This window comes from Stenotrophomonas sp. GD03930 (genome assembly GCF_029839665.1).
In the GTDB taxonomy this organism is placed as follows: domain Bacteria; phylum Pseudomonadota; class Gammaproteobacteria; order Xanthomonadales; family Xanthomonadaceae; genus Stenotrophomonas; species Stenotrophomonas forensis.
This window is the reverse complement of record NZ_JAOCAV010000003.1, coordinates 220,665-245,696: the sequence shown is the minus strand read 5'-3', so window position 1 is coordinate 245,696 and position 25,032 is coordinate 220,665. Positions and strand designations below refer to the sequence as shown.

Sequence of the window (25,032 nt, the reverse complement as noted above, 5' to 3'; positions counted from 1 at the left end):
GGATCGCCCGGCGGCGAAGCCTAGCAACGGACCATGACGGCTGCCTGAATCGCGGCCAACCTGATAACCGGCGGTATGGACGTCATCGCCAGCGGCTTTCAGCAGCAGGCTCCGCTTGGCCTATGTTGGCGGTTTCCCCGGATGGAGCCTGGTGCAATGAGCGACCCGCAGTGGCAACTGGAAACCCTGGCCGTGCACGGCGGCTACCGTCCCGACCCGACCACCCGCGCGGTAGCGGTGCCGATCTACCAGACCGTGGCCTATGCCTTCGATGACACCCAGCATGGTGCCGACCTGTTCGACCTGAAGGTGCCCGGCAACATCTACACGCGCATCATGAACCCCACCACCGACGTGCTGGAGCAGCGCCTGGCCGCGCTGGAAGGCGGTATCGGCGCACTGGCACTGGCCTCGGGGCAGGCGGCGATCACCTACGCGATCCAGACCATCGCCGAGGCCGGTGACAACATCGTTGCGTCCAGTGCGCTGTATGGTGGCAGCCTCAACCTGCTTGCGCACACGCTGCCGCAGTACGGCATCCAGGCGCGCTTCGCCGATCCGGCCGATCCTGCTGCGTTTGCAGGGCTGATCGACGAGCGCACCAAGGCGGTGTTCGTCGAGTCGATCGGCAACCCGCGTGGCAACGTCACCGACATCGCGGCGATCGCCGAAGTCGCTCACGCGGCAGGCGTGCCGCTGATCGTCGACAACACCGTGGCCACCCCGTTCCTGCTGCGCCCGTTCGACCACGGTGCCGACATCGTGGTGCACTCGCTGACCAAGTACCTGGGCGGCCATGGCAACAGCCTCGGCGGCGCGATCATCGACTCCGGCCGCTTCGACTGGGCGGCGCAGCCAAAACGCTTCGCCCGCCTCAACCAGCCCGACCCGAGCTACCACGGCGTGGTCTACACCGAAGCGCTGGGGTCGGCCGCCTATATCGGCCGCGCGCGGGTGGTGCCGTTGCGCAACACCGGCGCGGCGCTGTCGCCGTTCAATGCATTCCTGATCCTGCAGGGTATCGAGACGCTCGCCCTGCGCATGGAGCGCATCAATGCCAACGCACTGGCCGTCGCGCAGTTCCTGAAGTCGCACGCCAAGGTGGCCTGGGTGCGCTATGCCGGGTTGGTCGACGACCCCGAGCACACTGCCGCGCAGCGCTATCTGCGCGGACACGGCTCGGGCGTGCTGACCTTCGGCCTGCCGGGCGGGCGCGAAGCTGGCGCGCGCTTCCTCGATGCGCTGAAGCTGTTCACCCGCCTGGTCAACCTGGGCGATGCGAAATCACTGGCCACCCATCCGGCCTCGACCACCCATCGCCAGCTGGACGCGGCCGAACTGGCCAAGGCCGGCGTCAGCGAAGACACCGTGCGGCTGTCGATCGGCATCGAGCACATCGGCGACCTGCGCGCGGACCTGGAGCAGGCCCTGGCCAACGCCTGATAGCCACGGGCTTGGTCGTCATCGCCACAGGCGATCACCACGGGCGCTGCAATGCGCTACGGTGGAACTGCCTCTCCAAGGCGTGGCAACGTGGCGATCCAGATCCCCGGTCGATGCGGGTCGACCGGGGATTTTTTTTGTGCCGCCGTGTCGACCAAGGTCGACACCCACCAGAGCAGAACGCCGTTCGGACAGATCGCAGGAATCTATCGAAGGCGGGGTGGGTCCGGTTGCGGGAGTGTCCGCGGCATGGGCCCGAGGCATGCCTCGGGCGGGTTGGGCAGGACGCTCAACCCCGGTCTTGCCGTGTGCGCAGGAACGCGCACACGAGCAAGCCGCGGCCAAGCCCCCAAGGATGGGTTTACGGCGTCTCCCGCAACCGGACCCACCCCGCCATCCCACGGAATGTCAGCTTCTGCTTTTGTCGTTGCCGTTGCTGTTGCCGTTGCTTCGGCAGGTGCAGGGCTGCAAGCCCTGCACACGCTGCCCCTCACACCACCGGAATGCTGTGCTGCCCCAGGTTCCGGTACGGCGGCGTCGACATGATCATCTCCGCCAGCGAATAGGCCAGCTCGCGCTCGGCCATCACCGTGCCATCGGCACCGTGCTCCAGCAGATGCTTCACTTCGGCATCGCTGTGCGCACGCGCCAGCAGGGTCAGGTCGGGATTGATCGCGCGCAGCTTGGCCAGCGCCTCGCCGGCTTCCAGCGGTTGCGGAATCGCCAGCACCGCGATCTTCGCGCGTTCGGGGTGCGCCTCGGCCAGCACCCGGTCGGCGGCGGCACTGCCACGGATCGCCGCCAGGCCCTTGGCGTGGGCCTGCTCGACGTGCTCCTTGTTGTCATCGATGACCAGCACCGGCACGCCACGGTCGCGCAGCACCTGCGCCAGTTCGCTGCCAACGCGGCCATAACCGATCACGATGGCGTGGTCATGCAGGTCCCGGGACGGGCCGGTGGCTTCTTCCGGCTCGGGCGGCTGTGGCAACTGCTCCTGCTTGGCCTGCCAGCGGTCCAGCAGGCCGAACACCAGCGGGTTGAGCATGATCGAGACCAGCGCGCCGGCCAGGACCAGCGACTGGCCTTCCTTCGGCAGAATCTGCAGGGCCACGCCGAGGCCGGCGATGATGAAGGCGAATTCGCCGATCTGCGCAAGGCTGGCCGAGATGGTCAGCGCGGTGCTGGTCGGGTGGCCGAAGGCGCGCACGATGAAGAATGCCGCCGCTGACTTGCCGAACATGATGATCAGCACCGTGGCCAGTACCTGCCACGGGTGTTGGATGAGGATGTTCGGGTCGAACAGCATGCCGACCGAGACGAAGAACAGCACCGCGAACGCATCACGCAGCGGCAGCGAATCATGCGCGGCCTTGTGGCTCAGTTCCGATTCGTTGAGCAGCATGCCGGCGAAGAACGCGCCCAGCGCGAACGAAACGCCGAACAGCATCGCCGAGCCGAACGCCACGCCCAGCGCGATCGCCAGCACCGACAGCGTGAACAGTTCGCGCGAACCGGTACCGGCAATGCGTTCGAGGATCCACGGAATGACCCGGCGGCCGACCACCAGCATCACCGCCACGAACAGGCCCAGCTGCACGAAGGTCCAGCCGATGTCGGCCAGCACGCTGCCGATGCTGTGGGTTTCCTTGGAGGCCTCGGGGCCGAATACACCGGCCAGCACCGGCATCATCACCAGCGCCAGCACACAGGCCAGGTCTTCCACGATCAGCCAGCCGACCGCGATCTTGCCGCGCATGGTTTCCAGCAGGCGGCGTTCCTCCATGGCCCGAAGCAGCACCACGGTGCTGGCGGTGGCCAGCGAGAAACCGAAGATGACACCGTGCAGGGCCGGCCAGCCCATCAACCAGGCCACGCCCCAGCCGAGCAGGGTGGCCACCGCGATCTGGCCGATGGCGCCGGGAATGGCGATCGCCTTGACCGCCATCAGGTCCTTCAGCGAGAAGTGCAGGCCAACGCCGAACATCAGCAGCATCACGCCCAGTTCGGCCAACTGGTTGGCCAGCGCCTGGTCGGCGACGAAGCCGGGGGTGAACGGGCCTACACAGATGCCAGCAACCAGATAACCGACCAGCGGAGACAAGCGCAGCTTGTTGGCCAGCGCGCCGAAGATGAAGGCGAGCCCCAGGCCAACGGCCACGATGTTGATCAGGTCGGTGTCATGGTGCATCGGCTCTCGCAGAAATCGGGGGGATGTCCCGATTTTCACCGATGAGGCCAGATACGGCAAACCCGCCGGCCACATGCTGTGGCCGGCGGGTTTGCCCACGCATTTCTCCTCTATCCCGCCTTTGGCGCGCCCCTTCAACAAGAAGGGGCTTTCCTCCAGATACGGCGAGGGGTTGCCGGCCAGTGGCCGGCACTACCGCTTACCAGGTGTACTTGATGCGGCCGTACACATACGCGCCGTTGAAGCCGAACGGCGAGTAGTTGCTGTAGGGCAGCATGCCGAAGGTGGAGTTCTGCAGGTCTTCGGTGCGGTCCGGGTACTTGTCCAGCAGGTTGTCCGCGCCCACGGTCAGGGTCCAGTTGCTGCTCGGCTTGTAGCTGGCCGAGGCATCCACCACCCAGGCGTCGCCATAGGTCTGGTCGCGCAGCGCGGTGGCCGAATTGCGCACCGTGAATTTGCCGTAGCGGGTGGCGGCCAGGCCCAGTTCCCAGTGGTCCGAACGCCAGGTGCCGCTCAGGATCGCCTTGTCGCGCGGGTAGCTGTCCTCGATGCGGCCGATTTCATCGCGGCCGATCAGCGACTGGGTCAGGCCCAGCGTACCGAATACCGCCGGGGTGCCGCCGACGCGACGCACTTCGGTGTCGTTGTAGCTGTAGGCCGCGGTTAGTTCCAGGCTGCTGGCCGCGAACGGCACGGTGTAGCTGGACACGAAGTCGACACCGCGGGTGCGCGTATCCAGGCCGTTGGTGAAGTACGAGAACGCGGTCACCTGCGGCAGGCCGAGGCTGGTCAGCAGCGCGCTGCTGGCGGCGTTGGTGGTAATGCTGGACGACAGCGCGATGCGGTCATCGATGTCGATCTGGTACGCGTCGACGGTGATGTACAGGCGGTCGACCGGCTGCAGCACCAGGCCCAGGCTGTAGGAGGTGGAGGTCTCGGCCTTCAGCGGCGAGGCGCCCAGTGCCTGTGCAGCCGCGCTGGTGGTCGGGAAGGTGCCGCGCTCGACGAACACGCCGTTGGTGAACTGGCTGGTCACTGCCTGGTAGCCCTGCTGCGCCAGCGACGGTGCACGGAAGCCGCTGGAGGCGGTTGCCCGCAGCGCGACCTTGTCGGTGAACGCATAGCGCGCCGACAGCTTGCCGGAGAAACGGTCGCCGAAGTCCGAGTAGTCCTCGTAACGGCCGGTGATGCCGGCCGAGAACTTCTCGGTCAGGTCCGCTTCCAGGCCGGCGTAGACCGCGTAGTTGTGGCGGTCGGCATGCACTTCGTTGGTCGGGGTGAAACCGCCGAAGCCCTGCGCGCCACTGCCGGTGTACGAATTCAGCTCACCGTGGTTCTGGTCCCACTTCTCCTTGCGGTACTCACCGCCGAAGGACAGCGTGACCGGATAGGCCAGGCCCCAGTCCAGCGACTTGGTCAGGTCGGCGTTGAAGATGTCCTGTTGGTACTTCAGCGTGCCGTCGTAGAACGAGCGCGGGCTGGTGGCGCCCAGGCTGTAGTTGATGCTGTTGCGGGTGTGGAAGTCCAGGGTGTTCTCGCCATGGTTCAGGCTCAGGTCCCAGGTCCAGCCGTTGTCGGTGTTGCCCTTGACCCCGGCCACCAGCGAGCGGTCCTTGGAGTACTGGTTGATCTCCGGCACGAAGCCGTCCGGGTAGGTCTGCGCCAGCAGCGCGCTCTGCCCGTTGTGGTTGCGCGAGCGGTAGAACGCGAACGAGGTGATGTCGCGGTTGCTCAGCAGCGCGCTGGCGTAGCCGGTCACGTGGTCGCTGAAGTCGAAGCTGGCGTTGGCCGAGGCGGCGGTGGCATCCACGCGCGGGTCGCCGACGATGAAGGTGGTCTGGCCGATGCTGGGGAAATTGCCGGTGTTCGGGGTGGTGCCGCGGTACGGGCCGGCGCGGTTGCTCTCGTCCTGCTGGCTGATCTGGCCGGCCACGTGCACGCGGCCACGGCCATTGCCGAACTCGACGCCGGTGTCGCCGGACAGCTGGTACTTGTTGCCGTCACCGGCCGAATACTGGCCATAGTCCACCGCCAGGCTGCCGCCGCGGCCGCTGCCCTTGAGCACGATGTTGATGACGCCGGCGATGGCATCCGAGCCGTACTGTGCCGAAGCGCCGTCGCGCAGCACTTCCACGCGCTCGATGGCGGCGATCGGGATCGCGTTGATGTCCACCGCCGACGAACCACGGCCGATGCTGCCGTTGACGTTGATCATCGCCGAGGTATGGCGGCGCTTGCCGTTGACCAGCACCAGCACCTGGTCCGGCGACAGGCCGCGCAGCTGCGCCGGGCGCACGCCGCTGGTGCCGTCGGTCAGGGCCGGGCGCGGGAAGTTCAGCGAGGGCAGGGCGCGCGACAGCGCGGTGGCCAGTTCACCGGTGCCGGTGGACTGCAGGATTTCCGGGGTGATGATGTCGATCGGCGACTGTGATTCGGCGACCGTGCGGTCGGCCACGCGGGTGCCGGTGACGATCACCGTGTCCAGGGTGTTGGCGGCGGTGCCGGCCTGCTGGGCAGCGGCGACGAACGGAGAGCCACCGAGTGCGACAGCGACGGCGGCGGCGATCAGGCTGGTCTTGCGGGTCATCGGGATGGGGCTCCGGTTGGCGGGGGTGGCACCGGAATCGACATCACGGGGGTGAGGCGGACGGCGGTTGTTGCGGTGCGCAAGGCAGGAATTAACGGGATATTCAGTGGCTGTCAAATGCCGGTCATCGAAAAAAACGTTGCAGCAGCAACCATTTAGCTCGCACAGGCACAGGCGGGGAGGGGGAGCCCGGGAGGCGCGCGGCGAGGACGTGGGAGAGAGGAACGTCGGCCGCCGCGCATCCCGGGACGCGTCAAGTATTCGTTAACGCTAGAATTGCGTCGCAGGAACAGTGCTCACCAGCACATTCCATCCGGTTATATGGACCCCTCCCCCGATGATTTCCCTTCGTAATTTCGCCTTGCGCCGCGGCGAGCGGCTGCTGTTGTCCAATGTCGACCTGACCCTGCACGCCGGTTACCGGGTGGGTGTGGTCGGCCGCAACGGTGCTGGCAAGTCCAGCCTGTTCGCGGCGGTGAAGGGCGAGCTGGAGGCGGACAAGGGCGACGTCGACCTGCCCGGCAAGGTGCGCATCGCCAGCGTGGCCCAGGAAACCCCGTCGCTGCCCGACCCGGCGCTGAGCTTCGTGCTGGGCGGCGATATCGAGGTGGCCGCGGTGCTGGCCGCCGAAGCCGACGCCACCGCCCGCGAGGACTGGGAAGCGGTCGCTGAGGCGCATACGAAGATGGCCGAGCTCAACGCCTACGACGCCGAAGCGCGCGCCGGCAAGCTGCTGCACGGCCTCGGCTTCCCGGCCGAGACCCACCACCGCGCGGTGTCCTCGTTCTCCGGCGGCTGGCGCGTGCGCCTGAACCTGGCCCGCGCGCTGATGATGCCCAGCGACCTGCTGCTGCTGGACGAACCGACCAACCACCTCGATCTGGACGCGGTGTACTGGCTGGAACAGTGGCTGCTGAAGTACCCGGGTACGCTGCTGCTGATCTCGCATGACCGCGAGTTCCTCGACAACGTGGCCACCCACACCCTGCACCTGCACGGTGGCGGTGCCAAGCTCTACCCGGGCGGCTACACCGATTTCGAGCGCCAGCGCGCCGAACAGTTGCGCCAGCAGCAGATCGCGCACGAGAAGGAACAGGCCGAACGCGCCCACCTGCAGAGCTTCATCGACCGCTTCAAGGCGCAGGCCAGCAAGGCCGCGCAGGCACAGAGCCGCATGAAGCGCCTGGCCAAGCTGGCCGGTACCGAAGCGGTGCGTGCCGAGCGCGAGTTCCGCATCGAGTTCGCGCCGCCGGCCAAGCTGCCGTTCTCGCTGATCCGCCTGAATCACGTTGAGGCCGGCTATGGAAAGGACGCGGTGATCCTGCACAACGTCGGTTTCGGCCTGGAAGCGGGCCAGCGCATCGGTCTGCTCGGCCCGAACGGTGCCGGTAAGACCACCTTGGTCAAAACCCTGGTGGGCGAACTGGCGCCGATCGTCGGCGAGCGCATGGCGCACCCGGACCTGAAGATCGGCTACTTCGCCCAGCACACGGTGGAGTCGCTGCACGAAGGCCAGTCGCCGATGGAGCACTTCCGCGAGATCGCGCCGGATGCACCGAACCAGTCGTTCCGCGACTTCCTCGGCAAGTGGAACTTCCCCGGCGACCGCGCGTTCGAGCCGGTTGATGGCTTCTCCGGTGGCGAGCGCGCGCGCCTGGCACTGGCACTGATCGCCTGGCAGCAGCCGAACGTGCTGCTGCTGGACGAACCGACCAACCACCTTGACCTGGAAATGCGCGAAGCGCTGGCCGAAGCACTGGCGACCTTCGAGGGCGCGATCGTGATGGTCTCGCATGATCGCCACCTGATCGGCCTGGTCTGCGATACCTATTGGCGCGTGGCCGATGGCGTGGTCGAGCCGTTCGATGGCGACCTCGATGCGTATGCCGCGTGGTTGCGCACCCGTCCGCAGGCGCAGGGCACCAAGGCACGCATGGAGCAGGTGGAGGAGCCGGTGGTGGTCAAGACCGCACCGGTGGCGCAGGTGGTGCAGAAGAAGCCGGTGAACCCGCACAAGCTGGCCGCTGCCGAAGCCAAGGTGGCCGAACTGGAAGGTGCACTGGCCGAGCTGGACCGCCAGCTGGCCGACCCGGCCAACTACGCTGATGCCACCCGCATGGCGGTGATCGGCCGCGACCGCGAAACCGCGGCCGCGCAGCTGGAAAAGGCCGAAGCGGCGTGGATGGAGCTGCTGGAGTCCTGACCGGTAGTGCCGGCCGCTGGCCGGCAGCGAGGTGCGCCCACAACGATCAAGGAGTTGCCGGCCGGCGGCCGGCACTACCTACGCGCCCTGCGCCTGCAACCATTCGCGGAAGCGCTTGGCGGGCTCACGCTCGGCACGCGAGCGCAGCCGGGTCAGCCAGTAGCGGCCCAGCTCCAGCGTGGTGGCGAACGGCTGCAGCAGCCGGCCTTCGGCCAGTTCCTGCTCGAACATGCGCAGCGGCAGCAGGGCCACGCCCGCGCCCCCGGCGGCAGCCATCGCCACGGTCAGTGACGAATCGAACACCGGCCCGCGTGCTTCCACGCCACTGACCCCGGTCGCCTGCAGCCAGCGCGGCCACTCGTCGCTGCGGTAAGAGCGCAGCAACGGCAGCGTGGCGAGGTCGCGCGGTTGCTTCAGCCGTCGTGCCAGGGCCGGCGCACACAGCGGCGCGAAGGGTGCATCGAGAATCGCCGTGCAGGCCTGGCCCTGCCAGTCGCCGTCACCGAAGCGGATCGCCAGGTCCAGCCCTTCGCCGGCCAGGTCGATGCGGTTGTTGTGGGTCTGCAGGCGCAGCTCGATGTCCGGATGCGCAGCCTCGAATGCGGCCAGCCGTGGCAGCAGCCAGCCGGTGGCGAAGGTGCCGACCACGCCCAGCGTCAGCACCTCACGCGCGGGTCCGCCGGTGTAGCGCGCGATGCTGGCCGAGATGCGCTCGAACGATTCGTTGAGCACGGGATACAGCGCCGCCCCCTCATCGGTCAGTGCGACGCCACGCGGCAGGCGATGGAACAGCCGGATGCCGAGCCGATCCTCCAGGCCACGGATCTGATGGCTCAACGCCGCCTGGCTGACGCACAGCTCCAGTGCGGCACGGGTGAAGTTCTGGTGGCGGGCGGCGGCTTCGAAGGCGCGCAGCGCGTTCAGCGGCAGGGTAGGGTGCAGCATGGCGCAGTCGTGAGCTGGAGTGATGGGTGATCCTAGCGCTTCACCGGCCGGTTTCGGGAAATTAAGGGTTTGAATGCAATAGGCATGAATAAATCTCATGTCAGATGCTGATTTTTTGCGCTGGTCGCCCCCGCAGGCGGCGTCAATAATCGAGCGGTCACCAGGAGAACCCCTATGCTCGCCCGTCGCCGATTCCTGCAGTTCAGTGGTGCTGCCGTTGCTTCCTCGCTGCTTGCCCCTGCGCTGGCGCGGGACGTCGTACCTGCGTCCGGCACATCCGCCGCGAGCGCCGCCATTGCCGGCGCCGCCGATTTCGCCGCGCTGGAAAAAGCCAGTGGTGGCCGCCTGGGCGTGACCGTGCTGGACACCGATAGTGGCCGTCGCATCGGCGGGCATCGGCAGGACGAACGCTTCCCGATGTGCAGCACGTTCAAGTCGATGCTGGTGGCCCACGTGCTGAGCCTGGCGGATTCAGGCCGCGTTTCGCTCGATACCCGCGTACCCATCGCCGGGAAGGATCTGCTGTCCTACGCCCCGGTGGCACGCCGCCATGTGGGCAAGGACCTGACGGTGCGCGACCTGTGCCGGGGCACGCTGACCACCAGCGACAACACCGCGGCCAACCTGCTGCTGGACGTGGTGGGCGGGCCGCAGGCGCTGACGGCATTCCTGCGCGGGCAGGGCGACAGCGTTACCCGCAATGACCGCAACGAGCCGGACATGAATCTGTTCGCGAAGGGAGACCCGCGCGATACCACCAGCCCGGCCGCGATGGCCACCAGCCTGGCCCGCTTCGCGGTGGGCAATGGCCTGCAGCCGGCATCGCGCCAGCAGTTCGCCGATTGGCTGATCGACAACCAGACCGGCGATGCCTGCCTGCGCGCCGGGCTGGGCAAGCGCTGGCGGGTGGGCGACAAGACCGGCAGCAACGGTGATGACACGCGCAACGACATCGCCGTGCTGTGGCCGCATGCGGGCGGCCCAGCGTGGGTGGTCACCGCCTATCTGCAAGGCGCGTCGGTCGACGACGACCAGCGCGCAGCGGTGCTTGCAAGGGTGGGGGCGCTGGCCGATGCGATGATCGGATGAGGTAACCGGGGTCATTCGAAAATGGCTTGCCGGATCGGTCCGGCACGCGCATCCTGCGCGCGTTCGAACCCCACGGAAGACACTGATGAGCCATGAGTTGATCTACCTGCTGCTGATCTTCGCGCTGCTGGTGATCCCCCGCGCGCTGCAGCGCTTCAGCCTGCCAGCGCCGCTGACCTGCCTGCTGTTCGGCATCATCGGCATGCTGTGGCTGGGTGACCAGGCGCACGACGCGGTAATTGGTCTGCTGGCCACGCTGGGCATTTCTTCGCTGTTCCTGTTCGCCGGCCTGGAAGTGGATCTGCGGGCGCTGCGTCGTGGCATGTGGCCGCTGCTGGCGCACCTGGTGATCCGCACCGGCACGCTGTTCGGCGTGGGCTGGCTGGCCTGGCGCTACGCGGAGCTGCCGTGGCAGGCCGCGGGCCTGCTGGCGCTGGCGCTGCTGACGCCCTCCACCGGCTTCATCATGGATTCGCTGTCGCGGCTGGGCCTGAGCGAAGACGAGCGGTTCTGGGTGACCAGCAAGGCCATTGCCGGCGAACTGCTGGCGCTGGCGGCGTTGTTCATCGTGCTGCAGGCCGGTGATCCGGGCCATATGGCGCTGTCCAGCCTGGCCCTGCTGGCAATGATGATCGGCCTGCCGCTGCTGTTCATCGCGCTGGGACGCTGGGTGGCACCGCACGCGCCCGGCTCGGAGTTCTCGCTGCTGGTGATGGTCGGCATGGTCGCGGCCTACATCACCTATCTGCTGGGCGTGTACTACCTGGTCGGCGCCTTCATCGCCGGCCTGGTCGCGCGCCTGCTGCACCAGCGCATGCCGCTGCTGGCCTCGCACGAGAACCTGCACGCGCTGCGCCTGTTCGCCTCGTTCTTCGTGCCGTTCTATTTCTTCAACGCCGGCACCAAGGTGCCCAGCGAAGCGCTCAGCTTCGAGGCGCTGGGGCTGGGCATCGTGATCACCCTGGTGGTGTTGCCGCTGCGCATCGGCGTGGTCTGGCTGCAGCGGCGGGTGATGTTCGGCGAGAGTTTCCGCAGCAGCCTGCGCGTCTCGCTGGCGCTGGCGCCGACCCTGATCTTCACCCTGGTGCTGGCGGCGATCATGCGCGAGCGCTTCCAGATTCCGGCGGTGCTGTTCGGCGCGCTGCTGCTGTACGCGGCACTGACCACGCTGCTGCCGTCGCTGGTGTTCCGCACGCCGTTCGATGTCGATCCGGTGGAACAGGAGCCGGCAGGCGAGGGCGAGTCCGCACCGGTGGCAGCCACCGAGACGCTGCCGGAGGCGCAGCCCGCGCCACGCTGAGCGGGCACCTGCACGGTTTGCGCCCATCGGCGCAGGCCGTTAGGGTTGGGGCATGAAACTGCCTGCCGTTGTCACCGCTTCCGCCCTCCTGCTCGGCCTCGCGGCCTGTTCGCAGCGCTCCGATACGGTCGCCCATGATCTGGCGACCGCACCGGCCGATGCCTTCATGGCGGCCATTGCCGCGCACTGCGGCCAGGCTTACGCCGGCAAGGTGGTGGAGGACACGCCGGCACCTGCCGGCAAGGACCCGTTCGCGGGCCAGCGCCTGGTCATGCACGTGCGTGGCTGTGCCGACCCGGCACACGAGCTGCGCATCCCGTTCCATGTCGGCGATGACCATTCGCGCACCTGGGTGCTGACCCGTACGCCGAACGGCCTCCGCCTGAAGCACGATCATCGCCACCAGGACGGCAGCCCGGATGCGATCACCCTGTACGGCGGCGACAGCACGCCGCCGGGAACCGCCGAGCGCCAGCAGTTCCCGGCCGATGCCGATTCAGTGGCGATGTTCCGTCGGGCCGACATGCTGGCCTCGACGTTCAATACCTGGGCGATGGAAATCGACCCCGACCAGACGTTCGTCTACGAACTGACCCGTCCCGACGGGCGCCGTTTCCGCGTGCAGTTCGACCTGAGCCAGCCGGTCGACCTGCCGCCAGCGCCCTGGGATGACGAGAAGGCACCCCAGTAGATCACGCGATGCGCGGGTGAATGCCTGGCCAGGGTCGGAGCCCAGGCAGGGATCCGACCCCGGGGGTTCAGCGCGTACCAAAGCGCGCGCGGCAGCCGTTGCTCACCCACACCTGCCCGCGCGCATAGCCCCAGCTGCGGCCTTCCTGGCAGGCACTGCCGGACAGCTGCTGCTGCAGCACCGGCCGGCCCTGGCGGTCATCCCAGTCGCAGGTCTGCGAGCGGTTGTTGTTGCTGCTGCAGGTGACCGAGTAGTTGCTGTTGCCACCGCCCCAGCCGCCGCCGCCGCCCCAGCCGCGGGCTTCGGCGAATTCGGCGCGGCAGCCATTGCTGACCCAGACCGCGCCATTGCGCACGCCCCAGGTGCGGCCCTCGTCGCAGGGGCTGCCGGACAGCTGGCGCACCAGGCGGGCATTACGCCAGCCGACCGGGCAGCTGCGCTCGCGGTTGTTCTGGCTTTCGCAGCGGATGGTGTCGCCCGGGCGGCCGTTGTTGCCGCCCCAGCCACCGCCGTTGCCGCCGCCCCAGCCGCCACGGGACTCGACGAATTCGGCGCGGCAGCCGCTGGTGACCCAGATGCTGCCGTTGCGGCTGCCCCAGGTGCGGCCTTCCTCGCACGGGCTGCCGGACAACTGGCGGACCAGCTGCGCGTTGCGCCAGCCGGTGTTGCAGACGCGTTCGCGGTTGCTCTGGCTTTCGCAGCGGATCACCCCGTTCTGCGCAGTGGCGGAAGGGACGGGCAGGGCGAGGGTGCCCAGCGCACCCAGGCTGAGGGTCACGGCCAGGCTGGCCAGGGACAGCGGTTTCATGGCGGCATCCCATACGGTGGCAGGTGCCCGACTATAGGGAGGGGGGCGATCAAGCCGGTGTGACTGGCCGGATTTGCCCCGGCCGGGGCCTCGGCCGCAGAATACGAGGCTTTCCGGCCCCCATCCGGTGCCGGCGTTCTCCAGCGGAGCTTCCCCCCATGCGTACCCACTTCTGCGGCCTGGTCGACGAGACCCTGATTGGCCAGACTGTCACCCTCGCCGGCTGGACCGACGTGGCCCGTAACCAGGGCGGCGTCTGCTTCATCGATCTTCGAGATCATGAAGGCATCGTGCAGGTGACGGTGGAGGTGGACAACGCCGAAGTGTTCGCCGTGGCTGCGTCGCTGGGCTACGAGGACGTGCTGCAGGTGGAAGGCGTGGTGCGTGCCCGCCATGCAGTGAATGACAAGATGCGCACCGGCAAGGTGGAAGTGATCGCCACCGCCATCACCGTGCTGAACAAGGCCGCGCCGCTGCCGTTCCACGCCCATGAGAACCCGGGCGAGGAAACCCGCCTGAAGTACCGCTACCTGGACCTGCGCCGACCGGAAATGCAGCGCATGCAGCGCACCCGCATCAAGCTGGTGCAGGCGCTGCGCCGCCACCTGGACGAAAAGGGCTTCCAGGACATCGAGACCCCGATCCTGACCAAGGCCACCCCGGAAGGCGCGCGCGACTTCCTGGTGCCGGCGCGAATGCACCCGGGCGAGTTCTACGCCCTGCCGCAGAGCCCGCAGCTGTTCAAGCAGATCCTGATGGTGGCCGGCTTCGACCGCTACTACCAGATCGCGCGCTGCTTCCGCGACGAAGCCCTGCGTGCCGACCGCCAGCTGGAATTCACCCAGCTGGACATGGAGTTCGCCTTCGTCCGCGAGCAGGACGTGCAGGACTTCGTCGAGTCGATGATCCGCGCCATCTTCAAGGAAGTGGTCGACGTCGAGCTGGCCGCCACCTTCCCGCGCATGACCTGGGCCGAAGCCATGCGCCGCTACGGCTCGGACAAGCCGGACCTGCGCATCGCGCTGGAACTGGTCGATGTGGCCGAACTGGTCAAGGACAGCGAGTTCCCGGTGTTCACCGGCCCGGCCAATGATGCCGAAGGCCGCGTCGCCGCGCTGCGCATCCCGGGCGGCGCCTCGCTGTCGCGCAAGCAGATCGACGAGTACGCCGCGCACGCCGCCAAGTACGGCGCCAAGGGCCTGGCCTACATCAAGATCGCCGATAACGGCGAGGTCAGCTCGCCGATCCAGAAGTTCTTCAGCGAGGGCTCGTTCGCTGCCCTGGTCGCCCACGTCGGCGCCGGCAACGGCGACATCGTGTTCTTCGGCGCCGGTGGCTACAACAAGGTCTCCGACTTCATGGGCGCGCTGCGCCTGAAGGCCGGCAAGGACTTCGGCCTGGTCGCCGACGGCTGGGCACCGCTGTGGGTCACCGACTTCCCGATGTTCGAGTGGGACGAGGAAGAACAGCGTTACGTCGCCCTGCATCACCCCTTCACCGCACCGGCCGTGGATGACATCGCCGACCTGCGCGCCAACGCCCGTACCGCCGTCTCGCGCGGTTACGACATGGTGCTCAACGGCAATGAAATCGGCGGCGGTTCGATCCGTATCCACCGTCCGGACATGCAGAGCGCGGTGTTCGAACTGCTCGGCATCGGCGCCGAAGAAGCCCGCGCCAAGTTCGGCTTCCTGCTCGACGCGCTGAACTACGGCGCGCCGCCGCACGGTGGCATCGCCTTCGGCATCGACCGCATCGCCGCGCTGATGGCCGGCACCGAGTCGATCCGCGACGTCATCCCGTTCCCGAAGACCACCGGTGCACAGGATCTGATGACCGACGCGCCGTCGCCGATCGTCGACGTGCAGCTGGCCGAAGTGCACATCCAGGTTCGCCCCAAGACCAACTGATCAGGAGATCCAGGCAATGACCGAGTTTGCGTTTTCGCTGGAGTGGGAAAAGCTGGGCAATGAAGGCTCCGAGGCCAACCTGGTCACCGAGCGTGCGCGCGTGTTCGGGGGTTGGCTGGTCCGCGTCGGTACCAATCCGGCGGCGATGGCCCTGACCTTCGTCGCCGACGGCGAAGGCCGTTGGGATGGTGAAGACTTCGGCGTCGAGGATTACGAGGACGACGAAGAGGAAGAGTACGACGAGGACGAGGAAGGCGAGGAAGAAGAGGACGAGGACGAAGAGGAATACGAGGAAGAGGACGAGGAAGACGAAGCCGCGGAAGCGCCGGAAAAGGCTTGACCCGCGCGTCGCCCTGACGTCAACTTCCTGCATGTATTCCATCCGCCGCGCCACCGTGGACGACGCGCCGACCCTGTCGGCGCTGGCCGCCCGCACGTTCACCGAAACCTTCGGCCATCTGTACCCGCCGCAGGACCTGCAGGCCTTCCTCGGGGAGGCCTACTCGGTCGAGCGCCAGCGCGTGATCCTGGCCCACCCGGATTACGCGGTGTGGCTGCTGGAGCTGGACGGGGAGGCGGTCGGCCATGCCGCCGCCGGCCCCTGTGGCCTGCCGCATCCGGAGGTGAAGCCCGGTGACGGCGAACTCAAGCGCCTGTATCTCATCAAGGCCCAGCAGAGTTGTGGCTGGGGTAGCCGCCTGCTGGAAACCGCGCTGGCCTGGCTGGAGCACGAAGGCCCGCGCACGCTGTGGCTGGGCGTGTGGTCGGAGAATTTCGGCGCGCAGCGCTTCTACGCCCGCTACGGGTTCGAGAAGGCCGGCGAGTACCTGTTCCCGGTCGGTGACACCCACGACCTTGAATTCATCCTGCGCCGCGCACCGCGCGTGGCCTGACGTTCACCGCCGCTTGCTGCGCGCGCGTGTTCAATCACCGTACGTTCCTGCCCCGCTGACCGCCAGGCTGTTTGCATGACTCCCCCCGTATTGCTGCTGCATGGCATCTGGAATGCCCGTGCCTGGGTCGGGCCGCTGGCCTGGCGCCTGCGCGCGCGTGGTTTCCAGGTGCACGCCTTCGGTTATTCCTCGGTGTTCGGTGGCCCCGACGTGGCCGTGCCGCAGCTGTTGGAGCGCCTGACCGACGCCGGGCCGTTGTCGCTGGTCGGCCACAGCCTGGGTGGGTTGCTGGCGCTGGAGGCCCTGCGCCGCCAGCCGCAGCTGGATGTTCAGCGCGTGGTCTGCCTGGGCTCGCCGCTGCGTGGCAGCGGCACCGCGCGGTCGCTGTCCGACCATGGCTGGGGCCTGGCGCTGGGGCGCAGCAGCGAGCTGCTGCTGGATGGCCTGCCGGACTGGCAGGGCAAGGCCGAGGTCGGCCTGATCGCCGGCTCGGTGCCGCATGGGCTGGGCAGCCTGCTGGGCGCGATGGACGACGCCTCCGATGGCACGGTGGCGCTGGCCGAGACGCGCCTGCCGGGCCTTTCCGACCATTGCGTGGTGCGCACCAGCCACAGCGGCCTGGTGGTATCGCCCGATGCCGCACGGCAGACCGCGTATTTCCTGCGCCACGGCCAGTTCGACCACAGCCGCGACGCCGCTGCCGCGTAGGTGGGTGGGTGCGGCCGGCCTGCTTTGGTGGGTGCGAACCGTCCTACCTTGGTGGGTGCGAACCTTGGTTCGCACGCTCTTCGCCGGCCCATGCCCGGCGGCATCCCTCCGCCCTAGACACGGTTGCAGCGCGCGATCAGGTAGAATCCGCGCCTTGATCCTGAAGCAGCCAGACGGTAGCACCCATGGGTAGAGGCCCCTCCATCGAAGCCCGCAAGAACGCGTCCGACGCGAAGCGCGGCAAGATTTTCACCAAGATCATCCGCGAGATCGGCGTAGCCGCGCGCGGCGGTGGAGGCGACCCCAACAACAACCCGCGCCTGCGCGTGGCGATGGACAAGGGCCTGGCCGTGAACATGTCCAAGGACGTGATCGAGCGCGCCATCAAGAAGGCCACCGGTGAGCTGGAAGGCGTCGACTACGAGGAAATCCGTTACGAGGGCTATGCCCCGGGCGGCGTGGCCGTCATCGTCGACTGCCTGACCGACAACCGCGTGCGCACCGTGGCCGATGTCCGCCATGCGTTCAGCAAGTGCGGCGGCAACATGGGCACTGAAGGCTCGGTGGCCTTCATGTTCAAGCGCCTGGGCGTGCTCAGCTTCGCCCCGGGGGCCGATGAAGAGGCGATCACCGAGGCCGCCATCGAGGCCGGCGCCGATGACATCGTGGTCTACCCGGACGACGGTGCGATCGATGTGGTCACCAGTCCTGACGCGTTCAACGCGGTCAAGGACGCGATGGCCGCGGCCGGCCATGTCGCCGGCCACGCCGAGATCACCTTCCGCGCGGACAACGACATCAAGGTCGAGGGCGAGGTCGCCCTGCAGGTCAAGAAGCTGCTGGACATGCTCGAAGACCTGGACGACGTGCAGGACGTGTACTCCAACGCCGAACTCGGCGCCGACGCCTACGCCTGAGCCGTCCTGACGGCCTGGGCGCGGGCCGTTGAACGGTCACCGCGGACAGACATGAGCCCATACGCCTGCCAGCGCTTCCCGTTCCGTCCCGCCAGGAGTGCGGCATGACCCGCATCCTCGGCATCGACCCCGGTTCGCAGCGGACCGGGGTCGGCATCATCGATGTCGACGCCGCCGGCCGCGTCAGCCACGTGCACCACCAGCCGCTGGTGCTGCTGGGCGCCGACGATTTCCCGCAGCGCATGAAGCTGCTGGTGCTGGGCCTGGCCGACCTGTGCCGGGAATACCAGCCCAACGAAGTGGCCATCGAAAAGGTCTTCATGGCGCGCAATCCCGATTCGGCGCTGAAGCTGGGCCAGGCCCGTGGCGCGGCGATTTCCGCCGTGGTACTGCGTGACCTGCCGGTGCACGAATATGCTGCCAGCGAGATCAAGCTGGCGGTGGTCGGTCGCGGTGGCGCCGAAAAGCAACAGGTTCAACACATGGTCGGGCTCATGCTCAACCTGAAAACCAAGCTGCAGGCCGACGCGGCCGACGCGTTGGCGGTGGCGATCACCCATGCCCACGTAAGGGCAACGGCCAACCGCCTGGGGCTCAGCGCCCGCCAGGCGTGGGGCCGCAAATGAGGAGCTGCACGCAATGATCGGTCGACTGCGCGGCATCGTCGCCTACAAGGCGCCGCCGTGGCTGGTGGTGGACGTGAACGGGGTGGGCTACGAGCTGGAGGCGCCGATGAGCACCTTCTACGACCTGCCCGAGCTCGGCCGCGAGGTCACCCTGTATACCCATTATTCGCAGAAGGAAGACAGCGTCTCGCTGTACGGCTTCCTGCGCGAGGGCGAGCGGCGCCTGTTCCGCGACGTGCAGAAGGTCAGTGGCATCGGCGCGAAGATCGCGCTGGCCGTGCTGTCCGGGGTGACCGTCGAGGAGTTCGCGCGCATGGTCCAGGCCGGTGACATCACCGCGCTGACCCGCATTCCGGGCATCGGCAAGAAGACCGCCGAGCGCATGGTGCTGGAACTGCGCGACCGCGCCGCCCAGTTCGGCGCAGGCGGCGCGTTGCCAACCGGCAGTGGGCCGGCCCCGGCCGATCCGTTGTCCGACGCCACCGTGGCCCTGCAGCAGCTGGGCTACAAACCGGCCGAAGCGGCGCGCATGGCCCGTGATGCCTTCAATGAAGGCGACGAAGTGGCGACCGTGATCCGCAAGGCGCTGCAGTCGGCGCTGCGCTGAGCCGCCTTCCTTTCCCCCAACGAACCGCCTGAGCCCCGCCAGGAGTCCCATGTCCAGCAGTCAAACCCCGCACGCAGCCGCCCCCGGTGGCCACGGTCACGCCCCTCCCGCGGGAGGCATGGCGCTGATCATCGGTGCGATCGGTGTGGTCTTCGGCGATATCGGTACCAGCCCGCTGTACACCCTGAAGGAGGCGTTCTCGCCGCACTACGGGCTCAACAGCGACCATGACACCGTGCTGGGCGTGCTGTCGCTGGCGTTCTGGGCGCTGAACATCGTGGTCACGTTGAAGTACGTGACCATCATCATGCGCGCCGACAACGACGGCGAGGGCGGCATCATGGCGCTGATGGCGCTGACCCAGCGCACATTGCGCAACGGGTCGCGCTCGGCCTATGTGGTCGGCATCCTCGGCATTTTCGGCGCCTCGCTGTTCTTCGGCGACGGTGTGATCACCCCGGCGATCTCGGTGCTGGGTGCGGTTGAAGGCCTGGAGGTGGCCGCGCCCGGACTGCATGCCTTCATCGTGCCGATCACGGTGGTGGTACTGCTGATGGTGTTCGCCGCGCAGCGCTTCGGCACCGAGAAGATCGGCAAGGCGTTCGGCCCGATCACCTCGGTCTGGTTCATTTCGCTGGCCGCGATCGGCATCTACAACATCGTAGACGCGCCGGAAGTGCTCAAGGCCTTCAACCCGTGGTGGGCGATCCGCTTCTTCATGGAGCACAGCTGGCACGGCATCTTCATCCTGGGCGCGGTGGTGCTGGCGGTGACCGGTGGCGAGGCGCTGTACGCCGACATGGGCCACTTCGGCGCCAAGCCGATCCGCCACGCCTGGTATTTCTTCGTGCTGCCGTGCCTGGTGCTGAACTACCTGGGGCAGGGCGCACTGGTGCTCAACCACCCCGAGGCGCTGAAAAACCCGTTCTTCGAGGCAGTACCGCCGTGGGCGCTGTACCCGATGATCATCCTGGCCACGATGGCGGCGGTGATCGCCTCGCAGTCGGTCATCACCGGTGCGTTCTCGGTCTCGCGCCAGGCCATGCAGCTGGGTTACATCCCGCGTATGCGCATCAAGCACACCTCGCACGACACCATCGGCCAGATCTACATCCCGGGCATCAACTGGGGCATCGCGGTGATGGTGATCGGCCTGGTGCTGGCCTTCCGCAGCTCGTCGAACCTGGCCGTGGCCTACGGCATCTCGGTATCGGCCACCATGCTGATCGATACCCTGCTGCTAGCGCTGGTGGCGCGTTCGCTGTGGCCGAAGGCGCGCAACTGGATCCTGCCGCTGTGCGTGGTGTTCTTCATCATCGACCTCGGCTTCGTCATCGCCAACGGCGCCAAGCTGCTGCAGGGCGCCTGGTTCCCGGTGGTGCTGGGCATCTTCCTGTTCACCATGATGCGCACCTGGCGCCGTGGCCGCGAGCTGCTGCGCGATGAAATCCGCAAGGACGGCATCCGCCTGGATACCTTCCTGCCGGGCCTGATGCTGGCGCCGCCGGTGCGCGTGCCGGGCACCGCGGTGTTCCTCACCGCCGACCCGACCGTGGCTCCGCACGCGCTGATGCACAACCTCAAGCACAACAAGGTGCTGCACGAGCGCAACGTGTTCCTGCACGTGGAAACCCTGCCGATCCCGTATGCGATGGAAGGGCAGCGGCTGAAGATCGAATCGGTGGGCGACGAGTTCTACCGGGTCTACGTGCGCTTCGGCTTCATGGAAACCCCGGACGTGCCGCTGGCGCTGATGCGCTCGTGCGACCACGGTGGCATCTACTTCGACCCGATGGACACCACCTTCTTCGCCAGCCGCGAGACCATCGTCGCCACCGCCAACCGTGGCATGCCGATCTGGCGCGACAAGCTGTTCGCGTTGATGCATCGCAACGCCGCGCCGGCGACGGGGTTCTTCCGGATTCCGGGCAACAGATTGGTGGAATTGGGCGCCCAGGTGGAGATCTAGGGCCGCTTCCTTCCTCGATACCGCCATGCTTCCATCCACGCATGGCGTGGATCTACTGTGTCGACCAAGGTCGACACCCACCAAGAGCAGCCATGTCATTCCGACAGATCGCAGGAATCTGTCGAAGGCGGGGTGGGTCCGGTTGCGGGGGTGTGAGCGGCATGGATGCCGCGACCAAGCCCCCATGGATGGGTTTACGGCGTCCCCCGCAACCGGACCCACCCCGCCATCCCGCAGGAAACCGGCTTTTGAAGTTGACGTTGCCGTTAGCGGGTGCCGGGCGCAGCCCGGCCGAAACCCGTACTTTTGCCGCATAATCAGCACATGACCGACGACCGCATCATCGGCGCCGGCGCCACCCGCGAGGATGACGCCGCCGACGCCAGCATCCGCCCCAAGCGGCTAGCCGACTACCTCGGCCAGGTGCCGGTGCGCGAGCAGATGGAAATCTACATCCAGGCGGCCAAGGGTCGTGGCGACGCGCTGGACCACGTGCTGATCTTCGGGCCGCCCGGCCTGGGCAAGACTACCCTCAGCCACGTCATCGCCAACGAGCTGGGCGTGGCCCTGCGGGTCACCTCCGGCCCGGTGATCGAGAAGGCCGGTGACCTGGCCGCGCTGCTGACCAACCTGCAGCCGCACGATGTGCTGTTCATCGACGAGATCCATCGCCTGTCGCCGGTGGTCGAGGAAGTGCTGTACCCGGCCATGGAAGATTTCCAGATCGACATCATGATCGGCGAGGGCCCTGCGGCCCGTTCGATCAAGATCGACCTGCCGCCGTTCACCCTGATCGGCGCCACCACCCGCGCCGGCCTGCTGACCGCGCCGCTGCGCGACCGCTTCGGCATCGTCCAGCGCCTGGAGTTCTACAGCGTCGAAGAGCTGACCCGGATCGTGCGCCGCTCGGCCAGCATCCTCGGCATCGACTGCACCGCCGATGGCGCTGGCGAGATCGCGCGCCGCGCGCGTGGCACGCCGCGTATCGCCAACCGCCTGCTGCGCCGCGTGCGCGACTATGCCCAGGTCAAGGCCGGTGGCCACATCGACGAGGCTGTCGCGCAGGCCGCGATGCAGATGCTGAAGGTTGACCCGGAGGGCTTCGACGAGCTCGATCGGCGCCTGCTGAAGACCATGGTCGATTACTTCGATGGTGGCCCGGTGGGCATCGAATCGCTGGCCGCGGCGCTGTCCGAGGAACGTGGCACGCTGGAAGACGTGGTCGAACCGTACCTGATCCAGCAGGGCTTCCTGGTGCGCACCGCGCGCGGCCGCATGGCCACACACAAGGCCTACCGGCACATGGGCCTGAAGCCGAAGAACCCGCCGCAGGACCTGTTCGCGGAGGTTCCCGATGTCGGTTGAGCCGCGATTCAGTTGGCCGACACGCATTTACTGGGAAGATACGGACGCTGGCGGGGTGGTCTACCACGCCCGCTACGTGGCCTTCATGGAACGGGCCCGGACCGAATGGATGCGTGCGCTGGGCTACGGCCAGGAGCGCATGCGCGCCGAGCACGGCATGGTCTTCGCGGTGCGCTCGATGCAGATGGATTTCATCAGGCCAGCACGGCTGGATGACACCCTGCAGGTGAGCGCCACGCTGGTCCAGCTGAAGAAGGCCAGCATGGTCTTCGACCAGCAGATCCTGCGCGACGGCGAGCTGCTGCTGTCGGCCCAGGTCCGCATCGCCGCACTGGAAGCGGCCAGTTTCCGCCCGCGCGGCATGGACGAATCCGTCCTTGCGGTGCTGCAACCCCACCTCCACCCCGAATCCGAACACTGAGGAACAACGGATGATCGCAACGCTCCTGGCCCTGCAGGCCACGGTCACCGAGGCACTGCCGGCCGACGTCAGCAACGCCGCGACACAGACCCTTGCCCAGGCCACCACCGGCGGCGGCATCAACTACCTCGAACTGATGGCCAAGGCCAGCCTGCCGGTGAAGATCATCGTGCTGCTGCTGCTGGTCGGCTCGTTCGTCAGCTGGGTGATCATTTTCCGCAAGGCCCGCGTGTTCAAGCAGGCCACCCGCGAAGCCGACGAGTTCGAGAACCGCTTCTGGTCCGGCGCCGACCTGGGCAAGCTGTACAGCTCGGCCACTGATCGCAGCCGCAACGTCGGCGGCCTGGAGGCGATCTTCGAAGCCGGCTTCCGCGAGTACACCCGCCTGCGCGACAAGCGCCGGCTGGATGGCCGTGCGCAGCTGGAAGGCGCGCAGCGTGCCATGCGCACCACCTACACCCGCGAAGTGGACCAGCTCGAGCGCAACCTGGAACTGCTGGCCAACATCGGCTCGACCGCCCCGTACGTGGGCCTGGTCGGTACCGTGTTCGGCATCATGGTGACCATGCACGACATGATCAGCAGCGGCGCGCAGGCCGGCATCGCCGCGGTTGCGCCGGGTATCTCCGAAGCGCTCTTTGCCACCGCCATCGGCCTGTTCGTGGCGATTCCGGCGGTGTGGGCCTACAACCGCTTCACCACCCGCGTGGAGCGCATGTCGGTGCGGTTCGAGACCTTCGCCGAAGAGTTCAGCTCCATCCTGCAGCGCCAGAGCGCTGGCGACGAGTAAGCGCCTGACCCGGGAGTCCAAGCCATGTCCGCTGCCATCGGTCGCCGCAAGCGCCGCAAGCTGAAATCGGAAATCAACGTCGTTCCCTACATCGACGTCATGCTGGTGCTGCTGATCATCTTCATGGTCACCGCGCCGCTGCTCACCCTGAGCTTCGACGTCGACCTGCCGCAGTCCAACGCCAAGGCGCTGGAAAGCAAGCAGGACCCGGTGATCGTCTCGGTACGCCAGGACGGCCAGCTCAGCCTTAAGCTGCCCGACGCCAAGGAACCGGCCGCGGTGTCGGCCGAGGAACTGGAAGGCCGCCTGGCCGGCATCGCCGCCCAGGACAAGGGCGTGCGCGTGATCGTCGCCGCCGACCGTGCCGTGGCCTATGAAAAGGTCATCGCCGCGATGGATGTGATCAAGCGCGCCAAGGTAGACAAGGTAGGCCTGGCCACCGATGCACGCTGACGCCCTGCCACCTCCGCATCAGCGCGAACCCGGCTGGGGCCTGCCCCTGGCGCTGGCGGTGCTGGTGCATCTGCTGGTCGCGCTGATCTTCATCGGCGCCTGGCTGTGGTCGCCCGAGCGCAACACCGATGCCGCTGCCGGCGACCCGTCGGTCGAGGCCAGCCTGGCGCTGTCCGCGTCCGAAGCGTCCGCCGCGCGCCAGGCGCTGCGCCAGTCGGAGAAGCTGGAAGACCTGCCGCCGCCGGTCGCCGAACCGATCCCGGTGCCGGAAGACACCGTGCCGCCCCCGCAGCCGATTCCCGAGCCGCGCCCGCAGGACGCGCCGACACCGCAGCAGCAACAGGCGCAGGAGCGTGTCGCGCAGCCGGATACCAAGGACCAGGAAGCGGCCAACGCGCTGGCCATCTCGCAGGAGAAGGCCAAGCAGGAGCAGGAAGCCAAGCGCCGCCAGGAGCAGATCGACCTGACCGAACGCAAGCGCCAGGAAGAAGCGGAGCAGAAGCTGCGCCTGGCCAAGCAGCAGGAAGAAGACGCCAAGAAGAAGCTGGCCGACCAGGCGCGTCAGGCTGCGGACAAGGCCGAGGCCGAGAAGCAGAAGAAGATCGCCGAGATCCGTGCCAAGCGTGAGCAGGCCGAGAAGGAAGCCAAGCTGGCCGAGCAGAAACTGCGCCAGGTGGCTGCCGCGCGCAATGCTGCCGGTACGGCCGCTGCCGGCGCCAGTGGTGCCGCGCAGCCGGCGGCCGGTGGCGGTGGCAACAGTGATGACCTGACCGCCAAGTACGCTGCGGCCATCCAGGCCAAGGTGCGCGACACCTGGACGCGTCCGGACAGCGTGCCGCTGGGGCAGAAGTGCCAGGTGACGATCACCCAGATTCCGGGTGGCCAGGTGCTGCAGGCCAAGGTTGGCGCCAACTGCCCCTATGACGAGGCCGGCAAGCGCTCGATCGAGGCCGCCGTGCTCAATGCCCAGCCGCTGCCGTACCGGGGCTTCGAGTCGGTGTTCAACCGCACGCTCAACCTGACCTTCACTGCGCAGGATTGATCGAGCGGGGCAGGGCGGCCGTCCGGTCGCCGCTGGCCCCGGCCACCATCAAGGTGGCCGCGACGTTAACGGTGCGT

Annotated in this window: 22 protein-coding genes; 18 read left to right on the top strand and 4 right to left on the bottom strand. The window is 67.5% G+C overall.

Features of this window, described 5'->3' with window-relative positions; all coding sequences use genetic code 11:
• Positions 1-156: 156 nt before the first annotated feature.
• A complete protein-coding gene (locus tag N5C18_RS16805; protein WP_279945170.1) occupies positions 157-1,443 on the top strand; it encodes an aminotransferase class V-fold PLP-dependent enzyme in 1,287 nt (428 codons plus the stop codon).
• A gap of 490 nt (positions 1,444-1,933) precedes the next feature.
• Here the strand turns inward: N5C18_RS16805 and ybaL are convergent, their stop codons facing one another.
• Positions 1,934-3,631 (bottom strand): YbaL family putative K(+) efflux transporter, encoded by a 1,698-nt coding sequence (ybaL, locus tag N5C18_RS16800; protein ID WP_053510269.1) that lies wholly within the window; start codon positions 3,629-3,631, stop codon positions 1,934-1,936.
• 199 nt (positions 3,632-3,830) lie between these two features.
• Positions 3,831-6,218, bottom strand: a complete 2,388-nt coding sequence (locus N5C18_RS16795; RefSeq protein ID WP_279945168.1) for a TonB-dependent receptor — start codon at positions 6,216-6,218, stop codon at positions 3,831-3,833.
• Positions 6,219-6,555: 337 nt separating this feature from the next.
• On the opposite strand from N5C18_RS16795, the gene N5C18_RS16790 reads away from it, so the two are divergent.
• The gene (locus N5C18_RS16790; RefSeq protein WP_006438468.1) at positions 6,556-8,421 is read left to right on the top strand and encodes an ABC-F family ATP-binding cassette domain-containing protein; all 1,866 of its coding nucleotides are present in this window, start codon (positions 6,556-6,558) and stop codon (positions 8,419-8,421) included.
• Between the two features lie 78 nt (positions 8,422-8,499).
• Here N5C18_RS16790 and ampR read toward each other — a convergent pair whose 3' ends face one another.
• Complete coding sequence (gene ampR / locus N5C18_RS16785; RefSeq protein WP_279945167.1) at positions 8,500-9,366, bottom strand: LysR family transcriptional regulator AmpR; 867 nt, start codon at positions 9,364-9,366, stop codon at positions 8,500-8,502.
• A gap of 174 nt (positions 9,367-9,540) precedes the next feature.
• On the opposite strand from ampR, the gene blaL2 reads away from it, so the two are divergent.
• From blaL2 to N5C18_RS16770, 3 genes are all read left to right on the top strand, one after another.
• Complete coding sequence (gene blaL2, locus N5C18_RS16780; protein ID WP_279945166.1) at positions 9,541-10,455, top strand: L2 family extended-spectrum class A beta-lactamase; 915 nt, start codon at positions 9,541-9,543, stop codon at positions 10,453-10,455.
• 85 nt (positions 10,456-10,540) lie between these two features.
• A complete protein-coding gene (locus tag N5C18_RS16775; protein ID WP_279945165.1) occupies positions 10,541-11,755 on the top strand; it encodes a cation:proton antiporter in 1,215 nt (404 codons plus the stop codon).
• 52 nt (positions 11,756-11,807) lie between these two features.
• Positions 11,808-12,446, top strand: coding sequence for a hypothetical protein (locus N5C18_RS16770; protein WP_279945164.1), 639 nt, complete (start codon positions 11,808-11,810; stop codon positions 12,444-12,446).
• Positions 12,447-12,513: 67 nt separating this feature from the next.
• Here the strand turns inward: N5C18_RS16770 and N5C18_RS16765 are convergent, their stop codons facing one another.
• Complete coding sequence (locus N5C18_RS16765) at positions 12,514-13,254, bottom strand: DUF3011 domain-containing protein (protein ID WP_164242244.1); 741 nt, start codon at positions 13,252-13,254, stop codon at positions 12,514-12,516.
• A gap of 158 nt (positions 13,255-13,412) precedes the next feature.
• Here N5C18_RS16765 and aspS point away from each other — a divergent pair, with 158 nt between their 5' ends.
• From aspS to tolA, 13 genes are all read left to right on the top strand, one after another.
• Complete coding sequence (aspS, locus tag N5C18_RS16760) at positions 13,413-15,164, top strand: aspartate--tRNA ligase (protein WP_279945163.1); 1,752 nt, start codon at positions 13,413-13,415, stop codon at positions 15,162-15,164.
• Positions 15,165-15,180: 16 nt separating this feature from the next.
• A complete protein-coding gene (locus tag N5C18_RS16755; RefSeq protein WP_006438575.1) occupies positions 15,181-15,504 on the top strand; it encodes a hypothetical protein in 324 nt (107 codons plus the stop codon).
• A gap of 31 nt (positions 15,505-15,535) precedes the next feature.
• Positions 15,536-16,057, top strand: a complete 522-nt coding sequence (locus tag N5C18_RS16750) for a GNAT family N-acetyltransferase (RefSeq protein WP_053510282.1) — start codon at positions 15,536-15,538, stop codon at positions 16,055-16,057.
• Between the two features lie 75 nt (positions 16,058-16,132).
• Positions 16,133-16,765, top strand: coding sequence for an alpha/beta fold hydrolase (locus N5C18_RS16745; protein WP_053450578.1), 633 nt, complete (start codon positions 16,133-16,135; stop codon positions 16,763-16,765).
• A gap of 185 nt (positions 16,766-16,950) precedes the next feature.
• Entirely contained in the window at positions 16,951-17,682 is a 732-nt protein-coding gene (locus tag N5C18_RS16740; protein ID WP_053510284.1) for a YebC/PmpR family DNA-binding transcriptional regulator, read from the top strand.
• 104 nt (positions 17,683-17,786) lie between these two features.
• Positions 17,787-18,308, top strand: coding sequence for a crossover junction endodeoxyribonuclease RuvC (gene ruvC / locus N5C18_RS16735; RefSeq protein WP_008268142.1), 522 nt, complete (start codon positions 17,787-17,789; stop codon positions 18,306-18,308).
• A 13-nt stretch (positions 18,309-18,321) separates the two neighbouring features.
• Complete coding sequence (gene ruvA, locus N5C18_RS16730) at positions 18,322-18,915, top strand: Holliday junction branch migration protein RuvA (RefSeq protein ID WP_005410756.1); 594 nt, start codon at positions 18,322-18,324, stop codon at positions 18,913-18,915.
• A 118-nt stretch (positions 18,916-19,033) separates the two neighbouring features.
• Positions 19,034-20,884, top strand: coding sequence for a potassium transporter Kup (locus N5C18_RS16725; RefSeq protein ID WP_168356094.1), 1,851 nt, complete (start codon positions 19,034-19,036; stop codon positions 20,882-20,884).
• A 324-nt stretch (positions 20,885-21,208) separates the two neighbouring features.
• Positions 21,209-22,249, top strand: coding sequence for a Holliday junction branch migration DNA helicase RuvB (ruvB, locus tag N5C18_RS16720; protein ID WP_008264609.1), 1,041 nt, complete (start codon positions 21,209-21,211; stop codon positions 22,247-22,249).
• Positions 22,239-22,670 carry a tol-pal system-associated acyl-CoA thioesterase gene (gene ybgC / locus N5C18_RS16715; RefSeq protein WP_006438800.1) on the top strand — a complete coding sequence of 144 codons (432 nt, stop codon included), beginning with the start codon at positions 22,239-22,241 and terminating at the stop codon, positions 22,668-22,670. Before ruvB ends, ybgC begins: the two co-directional genes overlap by 11 nt.
• A 10-nt stretch (positions 22,671-22,680) precedes the next feature.
• Positions 22,681-23,460, top strand: a complete 780-nt coding sequence (gene tolQ, locus N5C18_RS16710) for a protein TolQ (protein WP_006438802.1) — start codon at positions 22,681-22,683, stop codon at positions 23,458-23,460.
• 24 nt (positions 23,461-23,484) lie between these two features.
• A complete protein-coding gene (gene tolR, locus N5C18_RS16705; protein WP_006438804.1) occupies positions 23,485-23,913 on the top strand; it encodes a protein TolR in 429 nt (142 codons plus the stop codon).
• Positions 23,903-24,955, top strand: a complete 1,053-nt coding sequence (gene tolA, locus N5C18_RS16700; RefSeq protein WP_053511480.1) for a cell envelope integrity protein TolA — start codon at positions 23,903-23,905, stop codon at positions 24,953-24,955. The genes tolR and tolA overlap by 11 nt, the downstream gene beginning before the upstream one ends.
• Positions 24,956-25,032 lie beyond the last annotated feature (77 nt).

What these genes read in the sequence shown, in the direction of transcription:
- N5C18_RS16805 (WP_279945170.1), top strand. Translation starts at nt 157, where the DNA reads ATGAGCGACCCGCAGTGGCAACTGGAAACCCTGGCCGTGCACGGCGGC.
- ybaL (WP_053510269.1), bottom strand. Translation starts at nt 3,631, where the DNA reads ATGCACCATGACACCGACCTGATCAACATCGTGGCCGTTGGCCTGGGG.
- N5C18_RS16795 (WP_279945168.1), bottom strand. Translation starts at nt 6,218, where the DNA reads ATGACCCGCAAGACCAGCCTGATCGCCGCCGCCGTCGCTGTCGCACTC.
- N5C18_RS16790 (WP_006438468.1), top strand. Translation starts at nt 6,556, where the DNA reads ATGATTTCCCTTCGTAATTTCGCCTTGCGCCGCGGCGAGCGGCTGCTG.
- ampR (WP_279945167.1), bottom strand. Translation starts at nt 9,366, where the DNA reads ATGCTGCACCCTACCCTGCCGCTGAACGCGCTGCGCGCCTTCGAAGCC.
- blaL2 (WP_279945166.1), top strand. Translation starts at nt 9,541, where the DNA reads ATGCTCGCCCGTCGCCGATTCCTGCAGTTCAGTGGTGCTGCCGTTGCT.
- N5C18_RS16775 (WP_279945165.1), top strand. Translation starts at nt 10,541, where the DNA reads ATGAGCCATGAGTTGATCTACCTGCTGCTGATCTTCGCGCTGCTGGTG.
- N5C18_RS16770 (WP_279945164.1), top strand. Translation starts at nt 11,808, where the DNA reads ATGAAACTGCCTGCCGTTGTCACCGCTTCCGCCCTCCTGCTCGGCCTC.
- N5C18_RS16765 (WP_164242244.1), bottom strand. Translation starts at nt 13,254, where the DNA reads ATGAAACCGCTGTCCCTGGCCAGCCTGGCCGTGACCCTCAGCCTGGGT.
- aspS (WP_279945163.1), top strand. Translation starts at nt 13,413, where the DNA reads ATGCGTACCCACTTCTGCGGCCTGGTCGACGAGACCCTGATTGGCCAG.
- N5C18_RS16755 (WP_006438575.1), top strand. Translation starts at nt 15,181, where the DNA reads ATGACCGAGTTTGCGTTTTCGCTGGAGTGGGAAAAGCTGGGCAATGAA.
- N5C18_RS16750 (WP_053510282.1), top strand. Translation starts at nt 15,536, where the DNA reads ATGTATTCCATCCGCCGCGCCACCGTGGACGACGCGCCGACCCTGTCG.
- N5C18_RS16745 (WP_053450578.1), top strand. Translation starts at nt 16,133, where the DNA reads ATGACTCCCCCCGTATTGCTGCTGCATGGCATCTGGAATGCCCGTGCC.
- N5C18_RS16740 (WP_053510284.1), top strand. Translation starts at nt 16,951, where the DNA reads ATGGGTAGAGGCCCCTCCATCGAAGCCCGCAAGAACGCGTCCGACGCG.
- ruvC (WP_008268142.1), top strand. Translation starts at nt 17,787, where the DNA reads ATGACCCGCATCCTCGGCATCGACCCCGGTTCGCAGCGGACCGGGGTC.
- ruvA (WP_005410756.1), top strand. Translation starts at nt 18,322, where the DNA reads ATGATCGGTCGACTGCGCGGCATCGTCGCCTACAAGGCGCCGCCGTGG.
- N5C18_RS16725 (WP_168356094.1), top strand. Translation starts at nt 19,034, where the DNA reads ATGGCGCTGATCATCGGTGCGATCGGTGTGGTCTTCGGCGATATCGGT.
- ruvB (WP_008264609.1), top strand. Translation starts at nt 21,209, where the DNA reads ATGACCGACGACCGCATCATCGGCGCCGGCGCCACCCGCGAGGATGAC.
- ybgC (WP_006438800.1), top strand. Translation starts at nt 22,239, where the DNA reads ATGTCGGTTGAGCCGCGATTCAGTTGGCCGACACGCATTTACTGGGAA.
- tolQ (WP_006438802.1), top strand. Translation starts at nt 22,681, where the DNA reads ATGATCGCAACGCTCCTGGCCCTGCAGGCCACGGTCACCGAGGCACTG.
- tolR (WP_006438804.1), top strand. Translation starts at nt 23,485, where the DNA reads ATGTCCGCTGCCATCGGTCGCCGCAAGCGCCGCAAGCTGAAATCGGAA.
- tolA (WP_053511480.1), top strand. Translation starts at nt 23,903, where the DNA reads ATGCACGCTGACGCCCTGCCACCTCCGCATCAGCGCGAACCCGGCTGG.